A 22,027-nucleotide genomic window follows, 5' to 3' on the forward strand; every position below is an offset into this window, starting at 1 on the left:
TTCTGGATTTGGCGACGAGTAAGGAGTCACCGATGGCTATCAGCATGACAGAAGCGGCTGCTCGACACGTGCGGCGCTCCCTCGACGGGCGCGGCAAAGGTGAAGGGATTCGTCTGGGTGTTCGCACCACAGGCTGTTCCGGCCTTGCCTACGTGCTGGAGTTTGTCGACGAGGTGGTTGCAGAGGATCAGGTGTTCGAGAGTCACGGCGAAAAAGTGATCATCGACCCGAAAAGCCTCGCCTACCTGGACGGCACCGAGCTCGATTTCGTCAAGGAAGGGTTGAACGAAGGCTTCAAGTTCAACAACCCCAACGTACGCGGTGAATGTGGCTGCGGCGAAAGCTTCAACATCTGAGGCTTGTCGTGGGTATTCCTTGTCATTTCGCTTTATTCGAGCTGCAACCGGGTTTCCGTCTGGATCTCGAGCAGTTGGCCACGCGCTATCGTGAGTTGGCGCGCGTCGTTCATCCTGACCGCTTTGCCGACGCTTCCGAGCGTGAGCAGCGGTCGGCACTCGAGCAATCTGCACGGCTCAACGACGCCTATCAGACGCTCAAGAGTCCGGCCCAGCGCGCACGCTACCTGCTGACCATCAGCGGGCATGAAGTGCCGATGGAAGTCACCGTCCATGATCCCGAGTTTCTTCTGCAGCAGATGCAATGGCGCGAAGAGCTCGAAGACCTCCAGGACAGTGCCGACCTCGACGGTGTCGCGGTGTTCAAGCGGCGCTTGAAAGTGGCTCAGGAAGAACTCAATGAAAGCTTCGCAGCCTGTTGGGATGATGCGGCGCAACGCGAACAGGCCGAACGCCTGATGCGGCGCATGCAGTTCCTCGACAAGCTCACCTACGAAGTGCGCCAGTTAGAAGAGCGCCTCGACGATTAACCCAGTGCCGCTCCGGTCGCACGCCTGATATACAGATAAGTCCTGATCACGATGGCCCTACTGCAGATCGCCGAACCCGGCCAAAGTCCTCAACCGCACCAGCGTCGTCTGGCTGTGGGGATCGACTTGGGCACTACCAATTCGCTGGTCGCTGCGTTGCGCAGTGGTCTTTCCGAGCCGTTGGCCGACGCAAACGGGCAGGTCATCCTGCCGTCCGCTGTGCGTTACCACGCTGATCACGTCGAAGTCGGCGAGTCGGCCAAGCTGGCTGCCGCTTCCGATCCTTTGAACACTGTGCTGTCGGTCAAGCGCTTGATGGGTCGTGGTCTGTCCGACGTCAAGCAATTGGGCGAGCAACTGCCCTACCGCTTTGTCGGTGGCGAGTCGCACATGCCGTTCATCGACACCGTGCAGGGCCCGAAAAGCCCGGTCGAAGTCTCCGCCGATATCCTCAAGGTCCTGCGTCAGCGCGCTGAAGCGACCTTGGGTGGCGAACTGGTGGGTGCGGTGATTACCGTTCCGGCGTATTTCGACGATGCTCAGCGTCAAGCCACTAAAGATGCCGCGAAACTCGCCGGTCTGAACGTGCTGCGTTTGCTCAATGAGCCGACCGCAGCGGCTGTGGCATACGGTCTGGATCAGCACGCTGAAGGCCTGGTCGCCATTTATGACCTCGGCGGCGGTACTTTCGATATTTCCATTCTGCGTCTGACCGGCGGTGTTTTCGAAGTTTTGGCCACTGGCGGCGACAGCGCGCTGGGCGGCGATGACTTCGATCACGCGATTGCCGGCTGGATCATCGAGAGCGCCGGCCTGTCCGCCGATCTCGATCCGGGCGCACAACGCAATCTGCTGCAAACCGCTTGTGCGGCCAAAGAAGCCCTGACCGACTCGGCCAGCGTTGAAGTGGCCTATGGCGACTGGAAAGCACCGCTGACCCGCGAAGCCTTCGATGCGCTGATCGAGCCAATGGTCGCGCGCAGCCTGAAAGCCTGCCGCCGTGCCGTTCGCGACTCCGGCATCGAGCTGGAAGATGTGCACGCCGTGGTCATGGTCGGCGGTTCGACTCGGGTTCCGCGTGTTCGCGAAGCCGTTGCCGAAGCTTTTGGTCGTCAGCCTCTGACTGAAATCGACCCGGATCAAGTGGTGGCCATCGGTGCCGCGATCCAGGCCGATACCCTGGCGGGCAACAAGCGCGATGGCGGCGAACTGCTGCTGCTCGACGTGATTCCGCTGTCCCTGGGGCTGGAAACCATGGGCGGCCTGATGGAGAAGGTGATTCCGCGCAACACCACCATCCCTGTCGCTCGCGCACAAGATTTCACTACGTATAAAGACGGCCAGTCGGCCATGGCGATCCACGTCCTGCAGGGTGAGCGCGAGCTGATCAGCGACTGTCGCTCCCTGGCGCGCTTCGAATTGCGCGGCATTCCAGCGATGGTGGCTGGTGCAGCGAAGATTCGCGTGACCTTCCAGGTCGATGCCGACGGTCTGCTCAGCGTTTCCGCTCGTGAGCTGGGTTCGGGCGTTGAGGCGAGCATTCAGGTCAAGCCGTCCTACGGTCTGACCGACGGCGAAATCGCCAAAATGCTCAAGGATTCGTTCCAGCACGCCAATGACGACAAGGTCGCCCGCGTTCTGCGCGAGCAGCAAGTCGATGCCCAACGCTTGATCGAAGCGGTGCAGGGTGCTCTGGAGGCCGATGGCGAGCGTTTGCTCGACGCCGAAGAGCGCATGGTCATCGACCTGCAGCTGCAGGAATTGGCCGAACTGATGAAAGGTACTGATGGTTACGCCATCGAGCAGCAGACCAAGCGTCTGTCGCAAGTGACCGATGCTTTTGCTGCCCGCCGCATGGATCTGACGGTGAAAGCCGCTCTGTCGGGGCGCAATCTGAATGAAATCGAGGATATCTGATGCCGCAGGTCATTTTTCTGCCCCACGAGAAGTTCTGCCCTGAAGGCATGGTGGTCGAGGCTGCGCCCGGCACATCGATTCTCGAACTGGCCCACGAACACCACATCGAGATGGAAAGCGCCTGCGGCGGCGTCTGTGCTTGCACCACTTGCCACTGCATCATCCGCGAGGGTTTCGACTCGATGGAAGAGGCTGACGAGCTGGAAGAAGACTTCCTCGATCGCGCCTGGGGCCTGGAAGCGCAATCGCGTCTGGCTTGCCAGGCGATCGTCGGTGAAGAAGACATCACCGTCGAAATTCCGAAATATTCGCTTAACCATGCGGCTGAAGCGCCGCACTGACTGGTAAGACTGTCATGAGCTACGGTTGGAACGATGTTCAACGTATTGCAGAAGAACTGGCCGCGGCCAAGCCGGGTGTAGATCCGTTTTCTGTCAATTTCGTCGACTTGCAGCAATGGATCAAAGAACTGCCGGATTTTGACAACACCTCTGGTCGCGTAGGCGAGAAGGTGTTGGAAGCGGTTCAGACGCTCTGGGCTGAAGAATTGGACTGATCGTCCTCGCAGGTTAGGCAATACCCAAGAACCCGCGTATAATTCGCGGGTTTAATTTTTCGCAAATTACCGTTTCTGGAGTTACACCATGGCTGTTCAACGCACTTTCTCCATCATCAAGCCTGACGCTGTTGCAAAAAACGTCATCGGCGAAATCACCACCCGTTTCGAAAAAGCCGGCCTGCGCGTTGTAGCTTCGAAACTGAAGCAACTGTCCAAAGCTGAAGCTGAAGGCTTCTACGCTGAGCACAGCGCTCGTGGTTTCTTCGGCGACCTGGTTGCTTTCATGATCTCCGGTCCTGTTGTTGTTCAGGTTCTGGAAGGCGAAAACGCTATCGCTCTGAACCGTGAGCTGATGGGCGCTACCAACCCTAAAGAAGCTGCTGCCGGCACCATCCGCGCTGACTTCGCTGATTCCATCGACGCCAACGCTGTTCACGGTTCGGACTCCGAAGCCGCAGCTGCTCGTGAAATCTCGTACTTCTTCGCAGCTACTGAAGTAACCACTCGCTAAGCATTGGCTTAAGAGTGAAGGTGAATCCATGACTACATCGACTGTAAAAACCAACCTGCTGGGTCTGACTCAACAGGAAATGGAAAAATTCTTCGACTCAATCGGGGAGAAGCGTTTCCGTGCCGGTCAGGTAATGAAATGGATTCACCACTTTGGCGTCGATGATTTCGACGCCATGACGAACGTCAGCAAGGCCTTGCGCGACAAGCTCAAGGCTATTGCTGAGGTCCGTGGTCCGGAAGTGGTCAGCGAGGACATCTCCAGCGACGGCACCCGTAAGTGGGTGGTGCGCGTGGCGTCCGGCAGCTGCGTCGAGACCGTGTACATTCCCCAGGGCAAGCGCGGCACATTGTGCGTTTCGTCCCAGGCAGGCTGTGCCCTGGATTGCAGTTTCTGCTCCACCGGCAAGCAAGGCTTCAATAGCAACCTCACCGCCGCCGAAGTCATCGGTCAGGTGTGGATTGCCAACAAATCTTTCGGCAGCGTCCCGGCAACCGTCGACCGTGCCATCACCAACGTGGTGATGATGGGCATGGGTGAGCCGCTGCTGAACTTCGACAACGTCGTCGCCGCCATGCATCTGATGATGGATGACCTCGGCTACGGGATTTCCAAGCGCCGCGTAACCCTGTCCACTTCGGGCGTGGTGCCGATGATCGATGAGCTGGCCAAGCACATCGACGTCTCCCTGGCGTTGTCGCTGCACGCACCGAATGACGCATTGCGTAACCAATTGGTGCCGATCAACAAGAAATATCCGCTTAAGATGTTGCTCGAGTCGTGCCAGCGCTACATGTCGTCCCTGGGCGAAAAACGCGTGCTGACCATCGAGTACACCTTGCTCAAGGACATCAACGACAAGGTCGAGCACGCCGTCGAGATGATCGAGCTACTGAAGAATATTCCGTGCAAGATCAACCTGATTCCGTTCAACCCGTTCCCGCATTCCGGGTACGAGCGGCCAAGCAACAACGCGATCCGTCGTTTCCAGGATCAGTTGCATCAGGCCGGTTTCAACGTCACCGTCCGCACCACCCGTGGTGAAGACATCGACGCTGCATGTGGTCAATTGGTAGGGCAGGTGCTGGATCGCACCCGTCGCAGCGAACGTTACATCGCCGTGCGCGAGTTGAGCGCCGACAGCGATCTGGCACAGAACGCCGCGAACACAAATTAAGAGAGGATCTCTATGTCCCTGCGCTTTGCGCTGCTGTTGCTGTTGGCCAGCCTGTGTGCTGGTTGTGTCCTGTCGGGTGACTACAACCCGATGAAGACCAGCAAGGGCCGCGATGAAGCGCGGGCTGCCTACGTGCAGTTGGGGCTGGGATACTTGCAGCAAGGCATGACCGAGCGGGCCAAGGTGCCGCTGAAGAAGGCGCTGGAAATCGATGGTTCCGATCCTGACGCCAACGCTGCTCTCGGCTTGGTGTTCCAGTCCGAAATGGAGCCTGAGCTGGCCGACGAACACTTCCGCAAGGCTTTGTCCTCCCGTCCTGCCGATGCGCGCATCCTCAACAACTACGGCAGTTTTCTCTACGAAGAACAGCGTTATAAAGAAGCCTACGAGCGTTTTGAACAGGCCGCTGCCGATACCCTGTATCCTGAGCGTTCGCGTGTGTTCGAGAACCTCGGCATGACGGCCGCGAAGCTCGGTCAGCGTGATCTGGCGCAGCAACAGCTGGAAAAGGCACTGCGTCTGAATCGTCAACAACCGCGTGCATTGCTGGAAATGGCTGAGTTGTCCTTCGAAGACAGGCATTATGTGCCCGCGCGTGACTATTACGACCGTTTCAGCCTGCTGACCGAACAAAATGCACGTAGTCTATTGCTCGGCGTTCGGCTGGCAAAAGTGTTTGAAGATCGCGACAAGGCCGCCAGTTATGGCCTGCAATTAAAACGACTCTATCCCGGTACGCCGGAATATCAGCAATACCTGTCGGAGCAATGATGAAAGCGGCGCATCCCGAAGTTGTAGCAGCGAATCGCGTTAACCCCGGTGAGACCCTGCGCCAGGCCCGCGAAAGCAATGGCTGGTCGCTGGCCGAAGTGGCCCTCAAGCTCAACCTCACCGTGACTTCCCTGAGCAATCTTGAAGCCGGCGCTTTCGACAAGCTGCCGGGGCATACCTTCGCTCGCGGTTACATTCGCGCCTATGCCAAATTGCTCGGCATGGACCAGACCGTTCTGGTCCAGCAATTCGACCAGTCCACTGGCACCGATTCCCAGGGCAGCAACGTTCATGCCCTTGGCCGTATCGAAGAGCCGGTGCGGGTTTCCCACACCATTCTGCGTATTGTCAGCCTGCTGTTGCTGATCGCGGTCATCGGCGGCGGTTTCGTCTGGTGGCAGGATCAGACCTCGCTGCGCAGCAAGGACTTGACGTCGCTGGCGCCTGAGCACGTTGAAGTCGAAGGTGCTGACGGTACGACCCAGATTCACCCGATTGACGAGCCGGAAGACCAGGCTGTCGAGGAGAATCAGGCTGATACTTCCACAGCGCTGGCGCTGCCTCAGTCTGAAACCACCGCTGAATCGACCGGTGCCGAAGCTACCACCCCGGCAACCACTCCGGCCGCACCGGTTGCGCCGGCGGCAACGACGACCGCCCCGGCTCATACGCCAGCGCCAGTTGTCGCTACCCCGGCAACCCCGGCACCAAACGCTCCCGCGACTCCAGCACCGACCACCACTGCGCCGGTTGCTCCTGCTACCGCCGCGCCAATCGCAGAAGCAACCGCGCCGGTTGCAGGCGACGGTCAGGTCCAGTTGCAGTTCAGCGCCGATTGCTGGGCACAAGTGACCGATGGCCGTGGCAAAGTGATTTTCAGTGGTCTGAAGCATAAAGGCGATAGCGTCACCGTTTCCGGCAAGCCGCCGCTTAACGTACGTCTGGGTGTTGCCCGTGCCGCGCAGGTCAGCTACAACGGCCAGCCGGTCGATATCGCTCCGTTCACCAGTGGCGAGACTGCTCGCCTGAAGTTGGGTCAATAAGTCATGCACGGCGAATCTCCAATCAAACGTCGCGTTTCGCGCAAGATCTGGGTCGGCAACGTACCGGTGGGCGGCGATGCGCCGATCGCGGTGCAGAGCATGACCAACAGCGACACCAATGACGTTGCCGCCACTGTTGCGCAAATCAATCGTCTGGAAGCCGCCGGCGTCGACATCGTTCGCGTTTCGGTGCCGGACATGGACGCCGCCGAGGCGTTCGGCAAGATCAAGCAACTGGTCAAGGTACCGCTGGTTGCCGACATCCACTTCGACTACAAGATCGCCCTGCGCGTAGCCGAATTGGGTGTGGACTGCCTGCGCATCAACCCGGGCAACATCGGTCGCGAAGATCGTGTTCGTGCGGTGGTCGATGCGGCACGTGATCGCGCGATTCCGATCCGCATCGGCGTCAACGCCGGTTCGCTGGAAAAAGACCTGCAAAAGAAATACGGCGAGCCGACTCCAGCCGCGCTGGTTGAGTCCGCTCTGCGCCACGTTGAACACCTCGAGCGCCTGAATTTCCAGGACTTCAAGGTCAGCGTGAAGGCTTCCGACGTGTTCATGGCCGTCGAAGCGTACCGCTTGCTGGCGAAAGAAATCGTCCAGCCGCTGCACCTGGGCATCACCGAAGCCGGTGGATTGCGTTCGGGCACAGTGAAATCCGCCGTGGGCCTAGGTATGCTGCTCGCCGAGGGGATTGGCGATACTATCCGCATCTCGCTGGCGGCCGACCCGGTCGAGGAAGTGAAGGTCGGTTACGACATTCTCAAGTCTTTGCATCTGCGTTCCCGTGGCATCAACTTCATCGCCTGCCCGAGCTGCTCGCGGCAGAACTTCGATGTGGTGAAAACCATGAACGAGCTGGAAGGGCGCCTTGAAGACCTGCTGGTGCCGCTGGATGTCGCGGTGATCGGTTGCGTGGTCAACGGCCCCGGCGAAGCCAAGGAAGCCCATATCGGCTTGACCGGCGGTACGCCAAACCTGATTTACATCGACGGCAAGCCGTCGCAGAAACTGACGAATGACAATCTGGTGGACGAGCTGGAAAAGCTGATCCGCCAGAAAGCGGCCGAAAAGGTCGAAGCTGACGCTGCGGTTATTGCGCGCGGCTGAGCCTGACTGAAGAGCCGAACGAATTTAAGGATTTAAAGTGAGCAAGTCATTGCAAGCCATTCGTGGCATGAACGACATCCTGCCCGAACAGACCCCGCTGTGGCGTTATTTCGAGGGCACCGTAGCGCGTTTGCTGGATAACTACGGTTACAAGCAGATCCGCATGCCGATCGTCGAGTTCACCGAGCTGTTCAAGCGCTCGATCGGTGAAGTGACCGACATCGTCGAAAAAGAGATGTACACCTTCGAAGATCGCAACGGCGACTCCCTGACCCTGCGTCCGGAAGGCACCGCGGCGTGCGTGCGTGCTGTGCTTGAGCACGGCATCACCGGTGGCGGCCAAGTGCAGAAACTCTGGTACATCGGCCCGATGTTCCGCCACGAGCGTCCGCAGAAAGGTCGTTATCGTCAGTTCCACCAGATCGGTCTGGAAGTGTTCAACCTCGACGGTCCGGACATCGACGCCGAGCTGATCATCATGACCTGGCGCCTGTGGGGCGAGTTGGGTATCCGTGATGCGGTCAAGCTCGAGCTCAACAGTCTGGGCACCAGCGAGTCCCGTGGGCGTTATCGTGAAGCGCTGGTCGAGTACCTCTCGGCGCACCACGACAAGCTCGACGAAGACAGCCAGCGTCGCCTGAAAACCAACCCGCTGCGCGTGCTCGACACGAAAAATGCCGACACTCAAGCGGTGCTGGTCGATGCGCCGAAAATGGCCGACTACCTCGACGACGAATCCCGTGCGCACTTCGAAGGTTTGAAAGCGCGTCTGGATGCCGTTGGCATTCCGTACGTGCTCAACCCGAAGCTGGTGCGCGGCCTCGATTACTACAGCAAAACCGTATTCGAATGGGTTACCGACAAGCTCGGCGCCCAGGGCACTGTTTGCGCGGGTGGCCGTTACGACGGTCTGGTCGAGCAGATGGGCGGCAAGCCAACCACCGGCGTCGGTTTCGCCATGGGCATCGAGCGTCTGGTACTGATGCTGGAAACCCTGGAACAGATCCCGGAAGAAATCTCCCGTCAGGTTGATGTCTATCTGTGCGCCTTCGGTGAAGAAGCCGAGCTGGCCGGTCTGGCTCTGGCTGAACGGGTTCGCGATCAACTTCCAAACCTGCGTCTGCAAGTCAATGCCGGCGCCGGCAGCTTCAAAAGCCAGTTCAAGAAGGCCGACAAGAGCGGTGCGCTGTACGCACTGATCCTCGGTGACGACGAAATGGCCCAGCAAGTGGTAGGTTTCAAACCCCTGCGTGGCCAGGGCGAACAACAAAGCATTGCCTGGGATGCGCTCGCCGCTCACCTGGCCACCTGCGTCGTGCAGGGTTGAAGCTGTCCAAACAGCCGATTTAGCGATTAAGGAGTATTGGGGTGTCGAGTACCGAAGACGAACAGTTGGCGGATTTGAAGGACTGGTGGACACGCAACGGCAAACCTCTGGTCACCGGCGGCCTGTTGGCGCTGGTCATCGTGTTCGGCTGGCAGGCTTATCACAAGTATCAGAGCAACCAGTCGCAAGGCGCCTCGGTGCTCTATCAGCAATTGCTGGAAACCACGCTGACGCCTGATGGCAAGCCTGACGCGGCCCGCGTTGCGGACCTGGCCGGCAAGCTCAACAGCGAATTCGGCGGTTCTGCCTACGCGCAGTACGGCAGCCTGTTCGTGGCCAAAGTGGCGGTCGACAGCGGCAAGCTGGATGACGCCGCGACCGAACTGAAAGCCATTGTCGACAAACCGGCCAACCCGGCGCTGGGCGAAATCGCCCGTCAGCGTCTGGCGCAGGTGCTTGGCGCGCAGAACAAGGCTGAAGACGGCCTGAAACTGCTCGACGGCGACGCCGACAAAGCGTTCCTGGCCACTCGCGAAGAACTCAAGGGCGACCTGCTGGTGCAGCTGGGCCGTACCGATGACGCGAACAAGGCGTATCAAAAAGCCAAGGCGGCACTGTCGGATGAAGCGGCGGTCGGTGGCCTTCAAATCAAGCTCGACGACCTGGCCAAAGGGGATGCGTGACGTGATCCGTTGGAAGCATGCAGCATTGCTGGCTCTGGCCCTTCTGGCCGCGGGTTGCAGCAGCAACAGCAAGAAAGAATTGCCACCGGCTGAACTGACCGACTTCAAAGAAGAAGTGGTTCTGCAAAAGCAGTGGAGTCGTTCGATCGGTGACGGTCAGGGCGAAACCTACAACATGCTGGTGCCGGCGATCGACGGTGACACCATCTACGCCGCTGATGTAACCGGCGTGGTGATGGCCATGGATCGCGGCAACGGCGACGTGAAATGGAAGCAGGATCTTGACCTGCCTGTCTCCGGCGCTGTCGGCGTTGGTTATGGTCTGGTGCTGATCGGCACCCTGCGCGGTGAAGTCGTTGCTCTCGACACCAGCAACGGTGAAGAGAAGTGGCGCGCTCGCGTCAACAGCGAAGTCTTGGCGCCACCGGCCAACAACGGTGACGTGGTAGTGGTGCAGACTCAGGACGATCGTCTGATCGGTCTGGATGCTTCCACCGGTACCCAGCGTTGGGTGTATGACAGCACCCCGGCCGTACTGACCCTGCGTGGCACCAGTGCGCCGCTGGTGACCAACCGCCTCGCGGTGGCTGGCCTGTCGACCGGTAAAGTGGTCGCTCTGGACATTTCCAACGGCGTGCCGGTCTGGGAACAACGGATCGCGATTCCACAGGGTCGTTCGGAACTGGAGCGCGTGGTCGATATCGACGGCGGTCTGCTGTTGTCCGGCGGTACGCTGTACGTTGCCAGCTACCAGGGGCGCGTTGCGGCACTGGATCTGGAAAGCGGTCGTCAACTCTGGCAGCGCGATGCGTCGAGCTATGCCGGTATCGCTCAGGGTTTCGGCAGCGTTTACGTGAGCCTGTCCTCGGGCACCGTTGAAGGCGTCGACGAGCGTTCCACCACAGCATTGTGGAGCAACGATTCGTTGGCTCGCCGTCAACTGTCGGCTCCGGAAGTGTTCTCCAGCTATGTTGCAGTGGGTGACCTGGAAGGTTATCTGCACCTGTTGAGTCAGGTTGACGGTCGTTTCGTCGGCCGTGAGCGCATCGACAGCGACGGCCTGCGTGCCCGTCCGCTGGTGGTGGGTGACACGATTTATGTCTATGGCAACAGCGGCAAACTGGAAGCCCTGACCATCAAGTAACAACTATGCTTGGGGTTAAACCCCCAGGCGGCCCCGGATTCATGGGGCTTGCAGCGCTAACAGGCGTTGCCCCGAGCACCAGCCGCTGCCTCGCAGCGGCTTTTGTATTTTCTGAAATAACGAAGTGGAGAGCCGCATGGTTCCCGTAATCGCCCTGGTGGGCCGACCGAACGTCGGCAAGTCCACCTTGTTCAACCGCCTGACCAGGACTCGCGACGCCATCGTCGGCGACTTGTCCGGTCTGACCCGTGATCGCCAGTACGGTGAGGCCAAGTGGCAAGGGCGTTCCTACATTCTGGTCGACACCGGTGGTATCTCCGGTGACGAGCACGGTATGGACGAAAAAATGGCCGAGCAGTCGCTGCTAGCCATTGAAGAAGCAGACGTTGTGCTGTTCCTGGTAGATGCCAAGGCCGGTTTTACCGCCGCCGACCAGATGATCGCCGAACACCTGCGCAAACGTAACAAGCGTTCCTACGTGGTCGCCAACAAGGTCGACAACATCGACCCGGAAATGGCCCGCGCTGAGTTCGCTCCGTTGGGCATGGGCCACGCGATCCCGATCGCCGGTGCTCACGGCCGTGGCATCACGCAGATGCTGGAAATCGCCCTGGGTGATTTCCCCAAAGACGAAGAAGAGCCGGAAGACGGCGAAGAAGAGATCGTTGCCGAAGGCGAGGAAGCCAAGCGCATTCCTGGCCCGAGCGAAAAAGACGGGATCAAGATCGCCATCATCGGCCGGCCGAACGTCGGCAAATCGACGCTGGTCAACCGCATGCTCGGTGAAGACCGGGTAATCGTCTATGACCAGCCCGGCACCACGCGCGACAGTATCTACATTCCGTTCGAACGCAATGAAGAGAAGTACACGCTGATCGACACCGCCGGTGTGCGCAAGCGCGGCAAGATCCACGAGGAAGTCGAAAAATTCTCCGTGGTCAAAACCCTGCAAGCGATCAAAGACGCCAACGTAGTGATCTTCGTGATGGACGCCCGCGAAGGTGTGGTCGATCACGACCTCAACCTGCTCGGTTTCGCCATCGAGTCCGGTCGTGCGCTGGTCATCGCGATCAACAAGTGGGACGGCATGACGCCGAGCGAGCGCGACTATGTGAAGGTCGAGCTGCAGCGTCGTCTGTTCTTCGTTGATTACGCCGACATTCACTTCATCTCGGCCCTGCACGGCACGGGCGTGGGTAACCTCTACGCGTCCGTACAGAACTCCTTCAAGTCGGCGGTCACCCGCTGGCCGACCAACCGTCTGACCCAGATTCTCGAAGACGCGGTTGGCGAGCACGCGCCACCGATGGTCAACAACCGCCGGATCAAGCTGCGTTATGCCCACTTGGGTGGTGCTAACCCGCCGATCATCGTGATCCACGGTAACCAGATCGAGAAAGTGCCGAAGTCGTACGTGCGCTACCTGGAGAACACTTACCGCCGTGTGCTGAAGCTGGTCGGTACGCCGATCCGCATCGAGTTCAAGGGCGGCGAGAACCCGTACGAAGGCAACAAGACCACGCTGACCGACCGCCAGGTCAACAAGAAGCGTCGCTTGATGTCGCACCACAAGAAAGCCGACAAGAAGCGCCGCGACAAGAAATAAGGTCGCGGGTCGTTGATCGTTCCCATGCTCCGCGTGGGAATGTATACGGTGACGCTCTGCGTCACAAAAGCGGTGGACGCAGAGCGTCCAAGGCTGCATTCCCACGCAGAGCGTGGGAACGATCAACATGAGAGAAGGGTGCCATCCGGCGCCCTTTTTTTATGGGCGCCGGATGGGCTATCCTCGGGCTCTCCCGCGCCGTCGTCAGAGCCGGGTGTTGAGCAGGGAACCCCCGATGATCACCAGTAAGCTGCCGAATGTCGGCATCACTATTTTCACGCAGATGTCTCAGCTCGCCGCGCAAACCGGCGCGATCAACCTGTCCCAGGGTTTTCCTGATTTTGACGGCCCGCAGTCACTGCGTGACGCGGTTGGTCGGCACATCGCCAATGGCCATAACCAGTATTCACCGATGACCGGTTTGCCGGCGCTACGCGAGCAGATTGCGGCGAAAATCGCTCGCAGCTATGGCGTGCAGGTCAATGCCGACAGCGAAGTGACGGTCACGCCGGGCGCGACCCAGGCGATCTTCTGTGCGATTCAGGCGGTTATCCACAGCGGCGATGAAGTCATTGTGTTCGATCCTTGCTACGACAGTTACGAACCGGCGACTGAGCTGGCAGGCGGTCGTTGCGTGCATGTGCAACTGAACCCGGACGACTTCTCCATTGATTTCGATCAGCTCGCCGCGGCCCTGAGCCCGCGCACGAAGATGATCGTCATCAACACCCCGCACAACCCGAGCGGCGCACTGATCAGTCGTGCCGAACTCGATCAACTGGCGGCGCTGATCCGCGATCGCGACATCTATCTGATCAGCGACGAAGTCTACGAACATCTGGTGTTCGACGGCGTGCCGCACGTCAGCGTGCTCGCCCATGAGGAGCTGTATCAGCGCGCCTTCGTGGTCAGCTCGTTCGGCAAGACCTATCACGTCACTGGCTGGAAAACCGGTTACGTCGTTGCTCCACCAGCGCTTACGGCCGAATTGCGCAAAGTTCATCAGTACGTCAGCTTCTGCGGTGTCACTCCGCTGCAATATGCGCTGGCCGATTACATGGCCGAGCACCCGGAACACGTTGAAGAACTGCCGGGCTTCTATCAGGCCAAGCGCGATCTGTTCTGCGATCTGCTGGCGCCGTCGCGCTTCACCTTCACCCGTGTCGCTGGCACCTATTTTCAGTTGGTCGATTACTCGCAGATCCGTCCTGACCTGAATGACGTCGAGATGGCCATGTGGATGACCCGCGAACACGGCGTGGCGAGTATTCCGGTGTCGGTGTTCTACCAGAATCCACCGCAAGGTCAGCGCCTGGTGCGCCTGTGCTTTGCCAAACGCGAGGAGACGCTGCGTGAAGCGGCGGCAAAACTATGCGTGATCTGAGTGCGTTACCCGATCTCAACCTGGCGCTCATCCAGACCAGCCTGGCTTGGCACGACCGTCAGGCCAACTTCGAGCATTTCGAGCAGTTGCTGGAGCAGGCGCAGGGCGCTGATCTGATCATCCTGCCGGAAATGTTCACCACCGGATTCTCCATGGAGTCCGAGACCCTTGCCGAAGCCGAGAACGGCCCGACCAGCAAATGGCTGCGCGTTCAGGCGGCGAAACTCGATGCGGTGATTACCGGCAGCGTGATTATTCAGGCGTCTGACGGTAGCCATCGTAATCGCCTGTTGTGGGCGCGACCGGACGGCGAAGTGTTGCATTACGACAAGCGCCATCTGTTTCGCATGGCGGGCGAGCATAACCACTACACCCCCGGCGAACGTCAGGTGCAGTTCGAACTCAAGGGCTGGCGGATTCGGCCATTGATTTGTTATGACCTGCGTTTCCCGGTGTGGAGCCGCGATGCCCAGGACACCGATCTATTGCTGTACACCGCCAACTGGCCAGGCGCGCGGCGTCTGCACTGGAATCGCCTGTTGCCAGCGCGAGCGATCGAAAACCTTTGTTATGTGGCGGCGGTGAATCGCGTTGGCACCGACGGCAAGGGCTTCGCGTATACCGGAGACAGTCAGGTGCTGGATTTCCAGGGTGAAACCTTGCTGGCGGCGGGGGAGGCGGATGGTGTGTTCAAGGCTGTGCTGGAAGCGGCTCCGCTCGCGGCGTATCGCGAGCGTTTCCCGGCGAATCTGGATGCCGACACCTTCGAGTTCACCTGAAAAGCAAAAGATCGCAGCCTTGGGCAGCTCCACATGGCGTACGACATCACAATGTAGGAGCTGCCGAAGGCTGCGATCTTTTGATCTTCAACAAAAAGGCCCCGGAGTTCAAACGCCGGGGCCTTTTGCATTTCAGCGGTCGATTACGCCGCTTTCGCCTCAGGCTGGCTCAGCGAGCGGTTCAGCGCGCTGAACAGGGCCTTGAAGCTGGCCGTGGTGATGTTTTCATCGATACCCACGCCGTGCACCGCACGTTCGCCATTCACACGCAGCTCGATGTACGCCGCTGCCTTGGCATTGGTGCCCGCGCCGATCGCGTGTTCGTTGTAGTCCATGATCTCCACCGGAACCGGCAGGCCGGCGACCAGTGCTTCCAGCGCACCGTTGCCTTTGCCGCGCCAGTGCAGGTTGGTTTCGCCCTGACCTTTGCTCGCCACTTCCACTTCGACGGCGCTGTTGCCGTTTTCTTCCTGCAGGCGATGGCTGACCAGCGCGTACGGGGTGTTGGCTTGCAGGTATTCGCTGATCAACAGCGAGTGGATCTGCTTGGCGGTCATCTCCAGGCCGAGACGATCGGTTTCACGCTGCACCACCTGGCTGAATTCGATCTGCATGCGACGTGGCAGGCTGATGCCGTATTCCTGCTCCAGCAAGTAAGCGATGCCGCCCTTGCCCGACTGGCTGTTGACGCGAATAACTGCCTCGTAGCTGCGGCCAATGTCGGCCGGGTCGATCGGCAAGTACGGCACTTCCCAAAGCGCGTCTGGTTTCTGCTGGGAGAAGCCCTTGCGGATTGCATCCTGGTGCGAGCCGGAGAACGCGGTGTGCACCAGGTCGCCAACGTACGGGTGACGCGGGTGAACCTGAATCTGGTTGCACTCTTCGACGACTTTGCGCACGCCGTCGATGTCGGAGAAGTCCAGCTGCGGGTCGAGACCCTGGGTGTACATGTTCAACGCGACGGTGACGAGGTCGACGTTACCGGTACGCTCGCCGTTGCCGAACAGGCAGCCTTCGACGCGATCGGCGCCAGCCATCAGGCCCAGTTCGGTAGCCGCAACGCCAGTGCCACGGTCGTTGTGGGTGTGCAGGCTGATGATCACGCTGTCACGACGGTTGATATTGCGGCCGAACCACTCGATCTGATCGGCGTAGATGTTCGGTGTCGCGCACTCAACGGTGGCGGGCAGGTTGAGGATCATCTTGTGCTCAGGCGTCGGGTTCCACACCTCGATCACCGCGTCACAGACTTCCTTGGCGAATTCCAGCTCGGTAGCGCTGAAGGTTTCCGGCGAGTATTCGAAGGTCCACTCGGTGTCCGGCTGCATCGCCGCGTATTTGACGAACAGCTTGGCCGCGTTCACGGCGATGGCCTTGATACCGTCCTTGTCCTGGTTGAAGACGATGCGACGGAAAGAAGGCGAGGTGGCGTTGTACAAGTGAACGATGGCTTTTTTCGCACCGCGCAGGGATTCGAAAGTACGCTCGATCAAATCTTCACGGCCCTGGGTCAGCACCTGAATGGTGGTGTCGTCCGGGATGTGGCCTTCTTCGATCAGGGTACGCACGAAGTCGAAGTCGGTTTGCGAAGCGGCCGGGAACGAGGCTTCGATTTCCTTTACACCGACCTGCACCAGGGTTTTCCAGAAGCGCAGCTTTTTCACCGCGTCCATCGGTTCGATCAGCGACTGGTTGCCGTCACGCAGGTCGGAACTGCACCAGATCGGCGCGGTGTCGATGGTTTTCGACGGCCAGGTGCGATCCGGCAGGTTGATGACAGGAAACGCGCGGTATTTCGAAGACGGATCTTTGAGCATGCTCATCGGGAAATTCCTTATTGTCTGGGCCGAAAAGAGGCGGCCTGCCGGTGTTACGAATGTTCTGGGAAAAGCGTGGGACGAGGTGCCGCGATTCAGCCTGGCAGTCGTGCACTGACGAGGCACAGGCTGCGGTGCTGGCGAAGCTGAATGAGGGTGTGAGAGGTTTTCATGCCTTCAACCCTAACCGCGGGGGGAGAGGTTGGCAAGCAGTCGGAAAAAATTGAGAGGAATACTCGGAAAGCGGGTTTTTGCAGGATTTTATTGCGCTGGAGGTCGCTGATTATTGTGATATTTGCGCGAGGTTAGATTGGGGCGCAATTGAGTTTTTGAAGATTTATTGAGTGTGGCGGTGTTTGATAGGCCGCCTTCGCGAGCAGGCTCGTTCCCACAGGGGATCTTTGTTGTGATTAAGATCCCCTGTGGGAACGAGCCTGCTCGCGAAGAGGCCGGTCGCCTCAACACATATTCAAGGTTGAAATGCGCCAATGAAAATCGCCGGATCCACCCGCGCATCATTCAGGCTGACATTCCAGTGCATGTGCGGGCCGGTCGCGCGGCCGGTCATGCCAACCTTGCCGACCACCGCGCCGCGCGCCAGTTGATCGCCGACTTTCACATCAATCTTCGACATGTGGCAGAACATGCTGATAAAGCCCTGCCCATGGTCGACAAACACGGTGTTGCCGTTGAAGAAGTAATTGCCGGTGAGGATCACCTTGCCCGCCGCCGGGGTCTTGATCGGCGTACCCGCCGGCACCGCGAAGTCGAGGCCCGCATGCGGGTTGCGCTCTTCATCGTTAAAGAAGCGACGCACACCAAATTTGCTCGACAGCGGCCCATTGACCGGTTTGTCCAGCAGCAAATTGCTCGGTGTGTTCGGGCTGAAGCTGCGATACGCCTTGATCTGCTCGGCCAGTTCACCCTCGATGCGTTTGAGGTTCGACTGATCCGGGTTGACTTGCTGTTTGTTCTTCAGGGTAATGCGCTGTTCCGGGTATTTCTTGTTGCCCACGGTGAATGGCAGATTGCGCCCACCGCTGCTGATCTGCTGCGCGCCCGGCTTCACCGTCAACGGCACGCCGACAATCGCCAGCCAGTTGTTCTGTTCTTTCACCACCAGCACCGGTTTGCCCTGATACGTGGCTTTCGGTGCCTGCGCGGCCGCGCCCAGATCAACCACCGCCACGCCACCCGGCACCGGTTTGTTCAGCAGCCGGGTGATGTAACTGTCTGCGTGGGCATTGAAGGTCAGGCAGAGCAAAAACAATGGAGCGAGAAAACGCGGCATGGATCAGTCCAGTAAAGAGAGGGTGACAGGCGTCAGGTGATTGTCCTCGACGCGCACTTGCAGTTCGCCTTCGCCGAGTTTGGCTTTCAGGCGCTGGCCGGTGTGGGTCTGGGCGGCGTTGCGGATTGCGTGGCCACGCTCATCGAGCAGAATGCTGTAGCCACGACCGAGCGTTGCCAACGGGCTGACAACATGCAGCGTCTGCATCTGGCTGTGCAGTTGCAGACGGCGATTTTTCAGGCCTTCGCGCATGGCGCGGGGCAAGCGTTCGGCGAGGCTGTCGAGTCGCTGGCGCAGCATCGCCAATTGCCGTCCCGGATGTTGCCCGGCGAGACGGGTTTCCAGGCGGATCAAGCGTTCGCGGCGAGTATTGAGGTGACGCTCGAACGCCCGGCGCATGCGCATGTCCAGATCGTCCAGACGCTGCGCTTGCTGGCGCAGACGTTCACCGGGATGGCGCAGGCGACGGGCCATGCCTTCCAGGCGCAGGCGATCACGCATCAAGCGGTCGCGCATGCGCATCACCAAGCGGCGATGCAGGCTTTCGACCTGACGGATCAGATGACTGGAATCCGGAGCGAGCAACTCGGCAGCTGCAGATGGCGTCGGTGCGCGCACGTCGGCAACAAAGTCGCTGATCGACACATCGGTTTCATGGCCGACGGCGCTGACAATCGGCGTCACGCACGCATCAACGGCACGGGCCACGGCTTCTTCGTTGAAGCACCAAAGGTCTTCCAGCGAACCGCCGCCACGGGCGAGGATCAACGCATCGAAGCCACGGGCATCGGCCATTTTCAGCGCACGAACGATTTGTGCGGTGGCTTCGCGGCCCTGCACGGCGGTCGGAATCAGCGTCAGTTGCACTTGCGGCGCACGGCGGCGGAACACGCTGATGATGTCGCGAATCACCGCGCCGGTCGGCGAACTGATGATGCCGATGCGTTGCGGATGCGCGGGCAGCGGCACTTTGCGTTCGGCACTGAACAGGCCTTCGGCGCTGAGCTTTTCTTTGAGTGCATCGAAAGCCAGACGCAGCGCGCCGTCACCGGCAGGCTCCACAGTGTCGAGGATCAGCTGATAGTCGCCACGGCCCTCGAACAGCGAGACCTTGCCGCGCACCTTCACCGCCAAGCCGTCCTTCAACGCCTGGCGCACTCGCGCGGCGTTCTGCCGGAACAGCGCGCAACGCACCTGCGCGCCGCTGTCTTTGAGGGTGAAATAGATGTGGCCGGACGCCGGGCGGGCGAGGTTGGAGATTTCGCCTTCGACCCAAATGTTGCTGAACACGTCTTCAAGCAACACCCGCGCGCGGCCGTTGAGCTGGCTGACGGTCAGGACTTCACGGTCCAGGCCAAGTCTTGCAAAGGGATCTTTAATCATGGGGCGCAGTTTAAAGGCATTTGCCGTTGAATCACCACAAGTCCCCTGTAGGAGTGAGCCTGCTCGCGATAGCGGTGTGTCAGTCGCAGGATAGGTTGAATGTTCAACCGCTATCGCGAGCAGGCTCACTCCTACAAGGGGGTTGTGAAGTTTTCGATGAAGTGGTGAATCAGCGGAGTGGGATTCTGGCGATAGGCGAGGGCGACGGTGCTTTGGCAATCGGGATCGGCCAGCGGTACAAAACGCACGCCGCTCGGGGCGATGTCCTGCATCGATTCCGGCAGCAGTGCAATGCCGAAGCCGGCCCGAATCAACTGTAGCTGCGTGGTCTTGCGCGACATCACCCGCGCCGCTTTCGGGAAGAAACCCTGGCGCATGCACAAGTCGGCACACAGGTAGCTCAGTCCGCCGCGTTGCGGGTGTGGAATGGAGATGAACGCTTCGTCCTTCAATTGCGCCAGATCGACTCGCTCAGCCTCCGCCAATCGATGATCCATCGGCACCGCCAGCAGCAACCGCTCAGTAAACAGCGGCACAATCTGAAGCCCTTCACGCTGGCGCAACACCGGCAGGCGCAGCAAGCCAATATCGAGTCGGCCCTCGGCCAACTCTTCCAGTTGCGCCTCGGAAGACAACTTGCCGATGTCCAGCGATACACCGGGTTGTCGCTGCAGATACGCGCCGATGTCTCTGAGCAAACGGCCGCTGATCGACACTGTGCTGGAATGGCTGAGGCGCAAGGTGCCGAGCTGACCATTGCCGACCTCAGTGGCCATGGCGCTGGCCTTGCTCAGCTCATTGAGCACATTTCTTGCCCGCGGCAAAAACGCTTCGCCCGCCGCCGTCAGTCGGGGCTGGCGTGCCGTGCGTTCGAACAGCGGTGTTTGCAGACGCGTTTCCATGTCCTTGATTTGCCGGCTCAGCGCCGATTGCGCGATAAACAGGCGCTCGGCCGCCGCACTGAAACTGCCGCATTCGGCGATTTCCACGAAGTAACGCAATTGACGGGTTGAAAGCACAGCAATGCCTTTTTGAGATGGGTCGGTGGCTTTGAAGATATTAGTCGCAACGCTCGACGCTGGCTAAAGTCATTGCAGGCTTATTAAGGACGCGAATCGATGAGCGTGGCGGGATTGTTGAGTGACTGGGCGTGGGGCGCCGGCGGCTGGGCGGTGATTGGGCTGGGGATCGCCCTGGCCTATATCGTTTTCGGCATTGCCGGGTTCGGCACGGCGTTAGTGGCCGGGCCGATCCTGATTCTGTTCATGCCGTTGTCGAAGATCGTACCGTTGCTGGTGCTGCTGGATTTTGTCGCGGCGTTCGGCAACCTGCTGCCGTCGCGGCGGGATGTGGCGAAACCGGAGTTGTTGCGGCTACTGCCATGCATGGCGGTGGGCTGTACGCTTGGGGTTATTTTCCTGCTCAACCTCAAATCCGATGTGTTGCTGTTATTGATGGGATTGTTTATCAGCGCTTACGCGATTTACAGCCTGTGGGTGAAAGCGCGGCCGACGCAATTGTCGGCGGGGTGGGCGGTGCCGATGGGCACGGTGGGCGGGTTGTTTGGGGCGCTGTTTGGCAGTGGCGGCTTTTTATATGCGATTTATCTCAACAGCCGACTGCCGAAAGACTCAGCGCGGGCCACGCAAAGTGCGCTGATCAGTTGCAGCACGGTGGTGCGTTTAAGTCTTTTTGCCATCGCCGGCGTGTATGCCGAGCTACCCTTGTTGATGTTGGCGCTGTGTTTGTTACCGGCCATGGCGTTGGGATTGTGGATCGGGCGGCGGTTGACCATGAAGTTGTCGCGCGAAGCGTTTGTGCGGCTGGTGACATGGCTGGTGCTAGCGAGCGGGCTGGCGTTGATCGGGCGCTACCTCAGCACTTGACCGGATTTCGTCAGGGATTAAGCTGCCGGCCTTTAGGGCCTCTTCGCGAGCAGGCTCGCTCCCACAGGGAACTGCATTCCATTGTGGGAGCGAGCCTGCTCGCGAAGGCGTCAGAAGCCATACCGCAGGACTTTCCATGAATTCGCAAAGCATCATCGTCCCGAAAATCTCCACCCTGCCGGTCCACGAGCCCCGGGCGCGGGCGATCGTGCGCTGGCTGGTACGCAAGAACATCATCAAAGAAGAGCTGAGCACCTGTGGCCGCACCGGCAATCGCATGGCTTACGCGATCGCTGACGGCGCGCGCGCCGTGGTGCTGCACCCGCAAGCGTTGCCGTTTGGTGAGCCGATCAACGGCTTGGAGATCGTCACCAAACGCTGCATCTACACCCCGGCCAAAGGTTTTCTCGAAGAAGCCGGTTGCGCCGAGTGCCGTCGCGAGGTCGGCGAAGCGCTGTTCGAAAGCCTTGAAGACTGGTTTCCAGGTCGCACCGACAACTTCACTTGCCCGGAATGCGGGCATGAAGATGACATCAACGGTTTTCTGTTTTTGCAGGAATGTGCGTTTTCCAACCTCGGTTTCATCTTCAACAACTGGCTGGAGGCGGGCTTCAAGCAGAGCTTTATCGATGAGTTCGCCGATTGGCTCGATCAACCTGTCTCTTGGGTCAAGGTGGAGCTGTAGGGCCGGGGATCTCCGTACATCAGCAACATTGATATTAAGCTGAGTTTTACATTGAACAGCAGGGG

The 22,027-nt window shown here is 59.6% G+C and carries 22 protein-coding genes; 18 read left to right on the forward strand and 4 right to left on the reverse strand.

What is annotated here, in order from left to right; translation table 11 throughout:
• Window positions 1-32 precede the first annotated feature (32 nt).
• The 16 genes from iscA (at window position 33) to ACI514_RS01160 (ending at window position 14,900) form a co-directional block, all read left to right on the forward strand.
• Entirely contained in the window at window positions 33-356 is a 324-nt protein-coding gene (iscA, locus tag ACI514_RS01085; RefSeq protein WP_003227904.1) for an iron-sulfur cluster assembly protein IscA, read from the forward strand.
• Window positions 357-364: 8 nt separating this feature from the next.
• The gene (gene hscB, locus ACI514_RS01090; protein ID WP_405122930.1) at window positions 365-886 is read left to right on the forward strand and encodes a co-chaperone HscB; all 522 of its coding nucleotides are present in this window, start codon (window positions 365-367) and stop codon (window positions 884-886) included.
• Window positions 887-937: 51 nt separating this feature from the next.
• On the forward strand, window positions 938-2,803 hold the full coding sequence (hscA, locus tag ACI514_RS01095; protein ID WP_405122931.1) for a Fe-S protein assembly chaperone HscA: 1,866 nt from the start codon (window positions 938-940) through the stop codon (window positions 2,801-2,803).
• Entirely contained in the window at window positions 2,803-3,144 is a 342-nt protein-coding gene (gene fdx, locus ACI514_RS01100) for an ISC system 2Fe-2S type ferredoxin (RefSeq protein WP_007916885.1), read from the forward strand. Before hscA ends, fdx begins: the two co-directional genes overlap by 1 nt.
• A 14-nt stretch (window positions 3,145-3,158) precedes the next feature.
• Window positions 3,159-3,359 (forward strand): Fe-S cluster assembly protein IscX, encoded by a 201-nt coding sequence (gene iscX, locus ACI514_RS01105; RefSeq protein WP_160059314.1) that lies wholly within the window; start codon window positions 3,159-3,161, stop codon window positions 3,357-3,359.
• 88 nt (window positions 3,360-3,447) lie between these two features.
• Window positions 3,448-3,873, forward strand: a complete 426-nt coding sequence (gene ndk / locus ACI514_RS01110) for a nucleoside-diphosphate kinase (protein WP_007916882.1) — start codon at window positions 3,448-3,450, stop codon at window positions 3,871-3,873.
• Between the two features lie 28 nt (window positions 3,874-3,901).
• A complete protein-coding gene (gene rlmN, locus ACI514_RS01115; RefSeq protein ID WP_077574427.1) occupies window positions 3,902-5,050 on the forward strand; it encodes a 23S rRNA (adenine(2503)-C(2))-methyltransferase RlmN in 1,149 nt (382 codons plus the stop codon).
• 12 nt (window positions 5,051-5,062) lie between these two features.
• Entirely contained in the window at window positions 5,063-5,821 is a 759-nt protein-coding gene (gene pilW, locus ACI514_RS01120; RefSeq protein ID WP_160059313.1) for a type IV pilus biogenesis/stability protein PilW, read from the forward strand.
• Window positions 5,821-6,864: a RodZ family helix-turn-helix domain-containing protein gene (locus ACI514_RS01125; RefSeq protein WP_160059312.1), complete on the forward strand. Its 1,044-nt coding sequence runs from the start codon at window positions 5,821-5,823 to the stop codon at window positions 6,862-6,864. Before pilW ends, ACI514_RS01125 begins: the two co-directional genes overlap by 1 nt.
• Before the next feature lie 3 nt (window positions 6,865-6,867).
• Window positions 6,868-7,977, forward strand: a complete 1,110-nt coding sequence (ispG, locus tag ACI514_RS01130; protein ID WP_405122932.1) for a flavodoxin-dependent (E)-4-hydroxy-3-methylbut-2-enyl-diphosphate synthase — start codon at window positions 6,868-6,870, stop codon at window positions 7,975-7,977.
• Window positions 7,978-8,014: 37 nt separating this feature from the next.
• Complete coding sequence (gene hisS / locus ACI514_RS01135) at window positions 8,015-9,304, forward strand: histidine--tRNA ligase (protein ID WP_027612134.1); 1,290 nt, start codon at window positions 8,015-8,017, stop codon at window positions 9,302-9,304.
• A gap of 41 nt (window positions 9,305-9,345) precedes the next feature.
• A complete protein-coding gene (locus tag ACI514_RS01140; RefSeq protein ID WP_007916865.1) occupies window positions 9,346-9,987 on the forward strand; it encodes a tetratricopeptide repeat protein in 642 nt (213 codons plus the stop codon).
• Window positions 9,980-11,131, forward strand: coding sequence for an outer membrane protein assembly factor BamB (gene bamB, locus ACI514_RS01145; protein ID WP_016984368.1), 1,152 nt, complete (start codon window positions 9,980-9,982; stop codon window positions 11,129-11,131). Before ACI514_RS01140 ends, bamB begins: the two co-directional genes overlap by 8 nt.
• Before the next feature lie 136 nt (window positions 11,132-11,267).
• Window positions 11,268-12,737 carry a ribosome biogenesis GTPase Der gene (gene der / locus ACI514_RS01150; RefSeq protein WP_064118932.1) on the forward strand — a complete coding sequence of 490 codons (1,470 nt, stop codon included), beginning with the start codon at window positions 11,268-11,270 and terminating at the stop codon, window positions 12,735-12,737.
• Window positions 12,738-12,972: 235 nt separating this feature from the next.
• Window positions 12,973-14,121, forward strand: a complete 1,149-nt coding sequence (locus tag ACI514_RS01155; protein ID WP_405122933.1) for a pyridoxal phosphate-dependent aminotransferase — start codon at window positions 12,973-12,975, stop codon at window positions 14,119-14,121.
• Window positions 14,109-14,900, forward strand: coding sequence for an amidohydrolase (locus ACI514_RS01160; protein WP_405122934.1), 792 nt, complete (start codon window positions 14,109-14,111; stop codon window positions 14,898-14,900). The genes ACI514_RS01155 and ACI514_RS01160 overlap by 13 nt, the downstream gene beginning before the upstream one ends.
• 143 nt (window positions 14,901-15,043) lie before the next feature.
• On the opposite strand, the gene leuA is transcribed toward ACI514_RS01160, so the two are convergent.
• From leuA to ACI514_RS01180, 4 genes are all read right to left on the reverse strand, one after another.
• Entirely contained in the window at window positions 15,044-16,723 is a 1,680-nt protein-coding gene (leuA, locus tag ACI514_RS01165) for a 2-isopropylmalate synthase (RefSeq protein ID WP_016984364.1), read from the reverse strand.
• A gap of 463 nt (window positions 16,724-17,186) precedes the next feature.
• Window positions 17,187-18,008 (reverse strand): M23 family metallopeptidase, encoded by an 822-nt coding sequence (locus ACI514_RS01170; RefSeq protein ID WP_160059309.1) that lies wholly within the window; start codon window positions 18,006-18,008, stop codon window positions 17,187-17,189.
• Between the two features lie 3 nt (window positions 18,009-18,011).
• A complete protein-coding gene (gene xseA / locus ACI514_RS01175; RefSeq protein ID WP_016984362.1) occupies window positions 18,012-19,391 on the reverse strand; it encodes an exodeoxyribonuclease VII large subunit in 1,380 nt (459 codons plus the stop codon).
• Between the two features lie 131 nt (window positions 19,392-19,522).
• Window positions 19,523-20,410 carry a LysR family transcriptional regulator gene (locus ACI514_RS01180; protein WP_405122935.1) on the reverse strand — a complete coding sequence of 296 codons (888 nt, stop codon included), beginning with the start codon at window positions 20,408-20,410 and terminating at the stop codon, window positions 19,523-19,525.
• Window positions 20,411-20,509: 99 nt separating this feature from the next.
• Between ACI514_RS01180 and ACI514_RS01185 the strand changes: the two genes are divergently transcribed.
• Complete coding sequence (locus ACI514_RS01185) at window positions 20,510-21,277, forward strand: sulfite exporter TauE/SafE family protein (RefSeq protein WP_160059306.1); 768 nt, start codon at window positions 20,510-20,512, stop codon at window positions 21,275-21,277.
• Window positions 21,278-21,413: 136 nt separating this feature from the next.
• Window positions 21,414-21,962: a sugar ABC transporter ATPase gene (locus tag ACI514_RS01190; RefSeq protein WP_077574417.1), complete on the forward strand. Its 549-nt coding sequence runs from the start codon at window positions 21,414-21,416 to the stop codon at window positions 21,960-21,962.
• Window positions 21,963-22,027 lie beyond the last annotated feature (65 nt).

The organism is Pseudomonas sp. M20 (assembly GCF_045037865.1).
In the GTDB taxonomy this organism is placed as follows: Bacteria; Pseudomonadota; Gammaproteobacteria; order Pseudomonadales; family Pseudomonadaceae; genus Aquipseudomonas.

Coding starts and splice junctions, on each gene's coding strand:
- iscA (WP_003227904.1), top strand. CDS start 33: ATGGCTATCAGCATGACAGAAGCGGCTGCTCGACACGTGCGGCGCTCC.
- hscA (WP_405122931.1), top strand. CDS start 938: ATGGCCCTACTGCAGATCGCCGAACCCGGCCAAAGTCCTCAACCGCAC.
- fdx (WP_007916885.1), top strand. CDS start 2,803: ATGCCGCAGGTCATTTTTCTGCCCCACGAGAAGTTCTGCCCTGAAGGC.
- iscX (WP_160059314.1), top strand. CDS start 3,159: ATGAGCTACGGTTGGAACGATGTTCAACGTATTGCAGAAGAACTGGCC.
- ndk (WP_007916882.1), top strand. CDS start 3,448: ATGGCTGTTCAACGCACTTTCTCCATCATCAAGCCTGACGCTGTTGCA.
- rlmN (WP_077574427.1), top strand. CDS start 3,902: ATGACTACATCGACTGTAAAAACCAACCTGCTGGGTCTGACTCAACAG.
- pilW (WP_160059313.1), top strand. CDS start 5,063: ATGTCCCTGCGCTTTGCGCTGCTGTTGCTGTTGGCCAGCCTGTGTGCT.
- ACI514_RS01125 (WP_160059312.1), top strand. CDS start 5,821: ATGAAAGCGGCGCATCCCGAAGTTGTAGCAGCGAATCGCGTTAACCCC.
- ispG (WP_405122932.1), top strand. CDS start 6,868: ATGCACGGCGAATCTCCAATCAAACGTCGCGTTTCGCGCAAGATCTGG.
- bamB (WP_016984368.1), top strand. CDS start 9,980: ATGCGTGACGTGATCCGTTGGAAGCATGCAGCATTGCTGGCTCTGGCC.
- der (WP_064118932.1), top strand. CDS start 11,268: ATGGTTCCCGTAATCGCCCTGGTGGGCCGACCGAACGTCGGCAAGTCC.
- ACI514_RS01155 (WP_405122933.1), top strand. CDS start 12,973: ATGATCACCAGTAAGCTGCCGAATGTCGGCATCACTATTTTCACGCAG.
- ACI514_RS01160 (WP_405122934.1), top strand. CDS start 14,109: ATGCGTGATCTGAGTGCGTTACCCGATCTCAACCTGGCGCTCATCCAG.
- leuA (WP_016984364.1), bottom strand. CDS start 16,723: ATGAGCATGCTCAAAGATCCGTCTTCGAAATACCGCGCGTTTCCTGTC.
- ACI514_RS01170 (WP_160059309.1), bottom strand. CDS start 18,008: ATGCCGCGTTTTCTCGCTCCATTGTTTTTGCTCTGCCTGACCTTCAAT.
- xseA (WP_016984362.1), bottom strand. CDS start 19,391: ATGATTAAAGATCCCTTTGCAAGACTTGGCCTGGACCGTGAAGTCCTG.
- ACI514_RS01185 (WP_160059306.1), top strand. CDS start 20,510: ATGAGCGTGGCGGGATTGTTGAGTGACTGGGCGTGGGGCGCCGGCGGC.
- ACI514_RS01190 (WP_077574417.1), top strand. CDS start 21,414: ATGAATTCGCAAAGCATCATCGTCCCGAAAATCTCCACCCTGCCGGTC.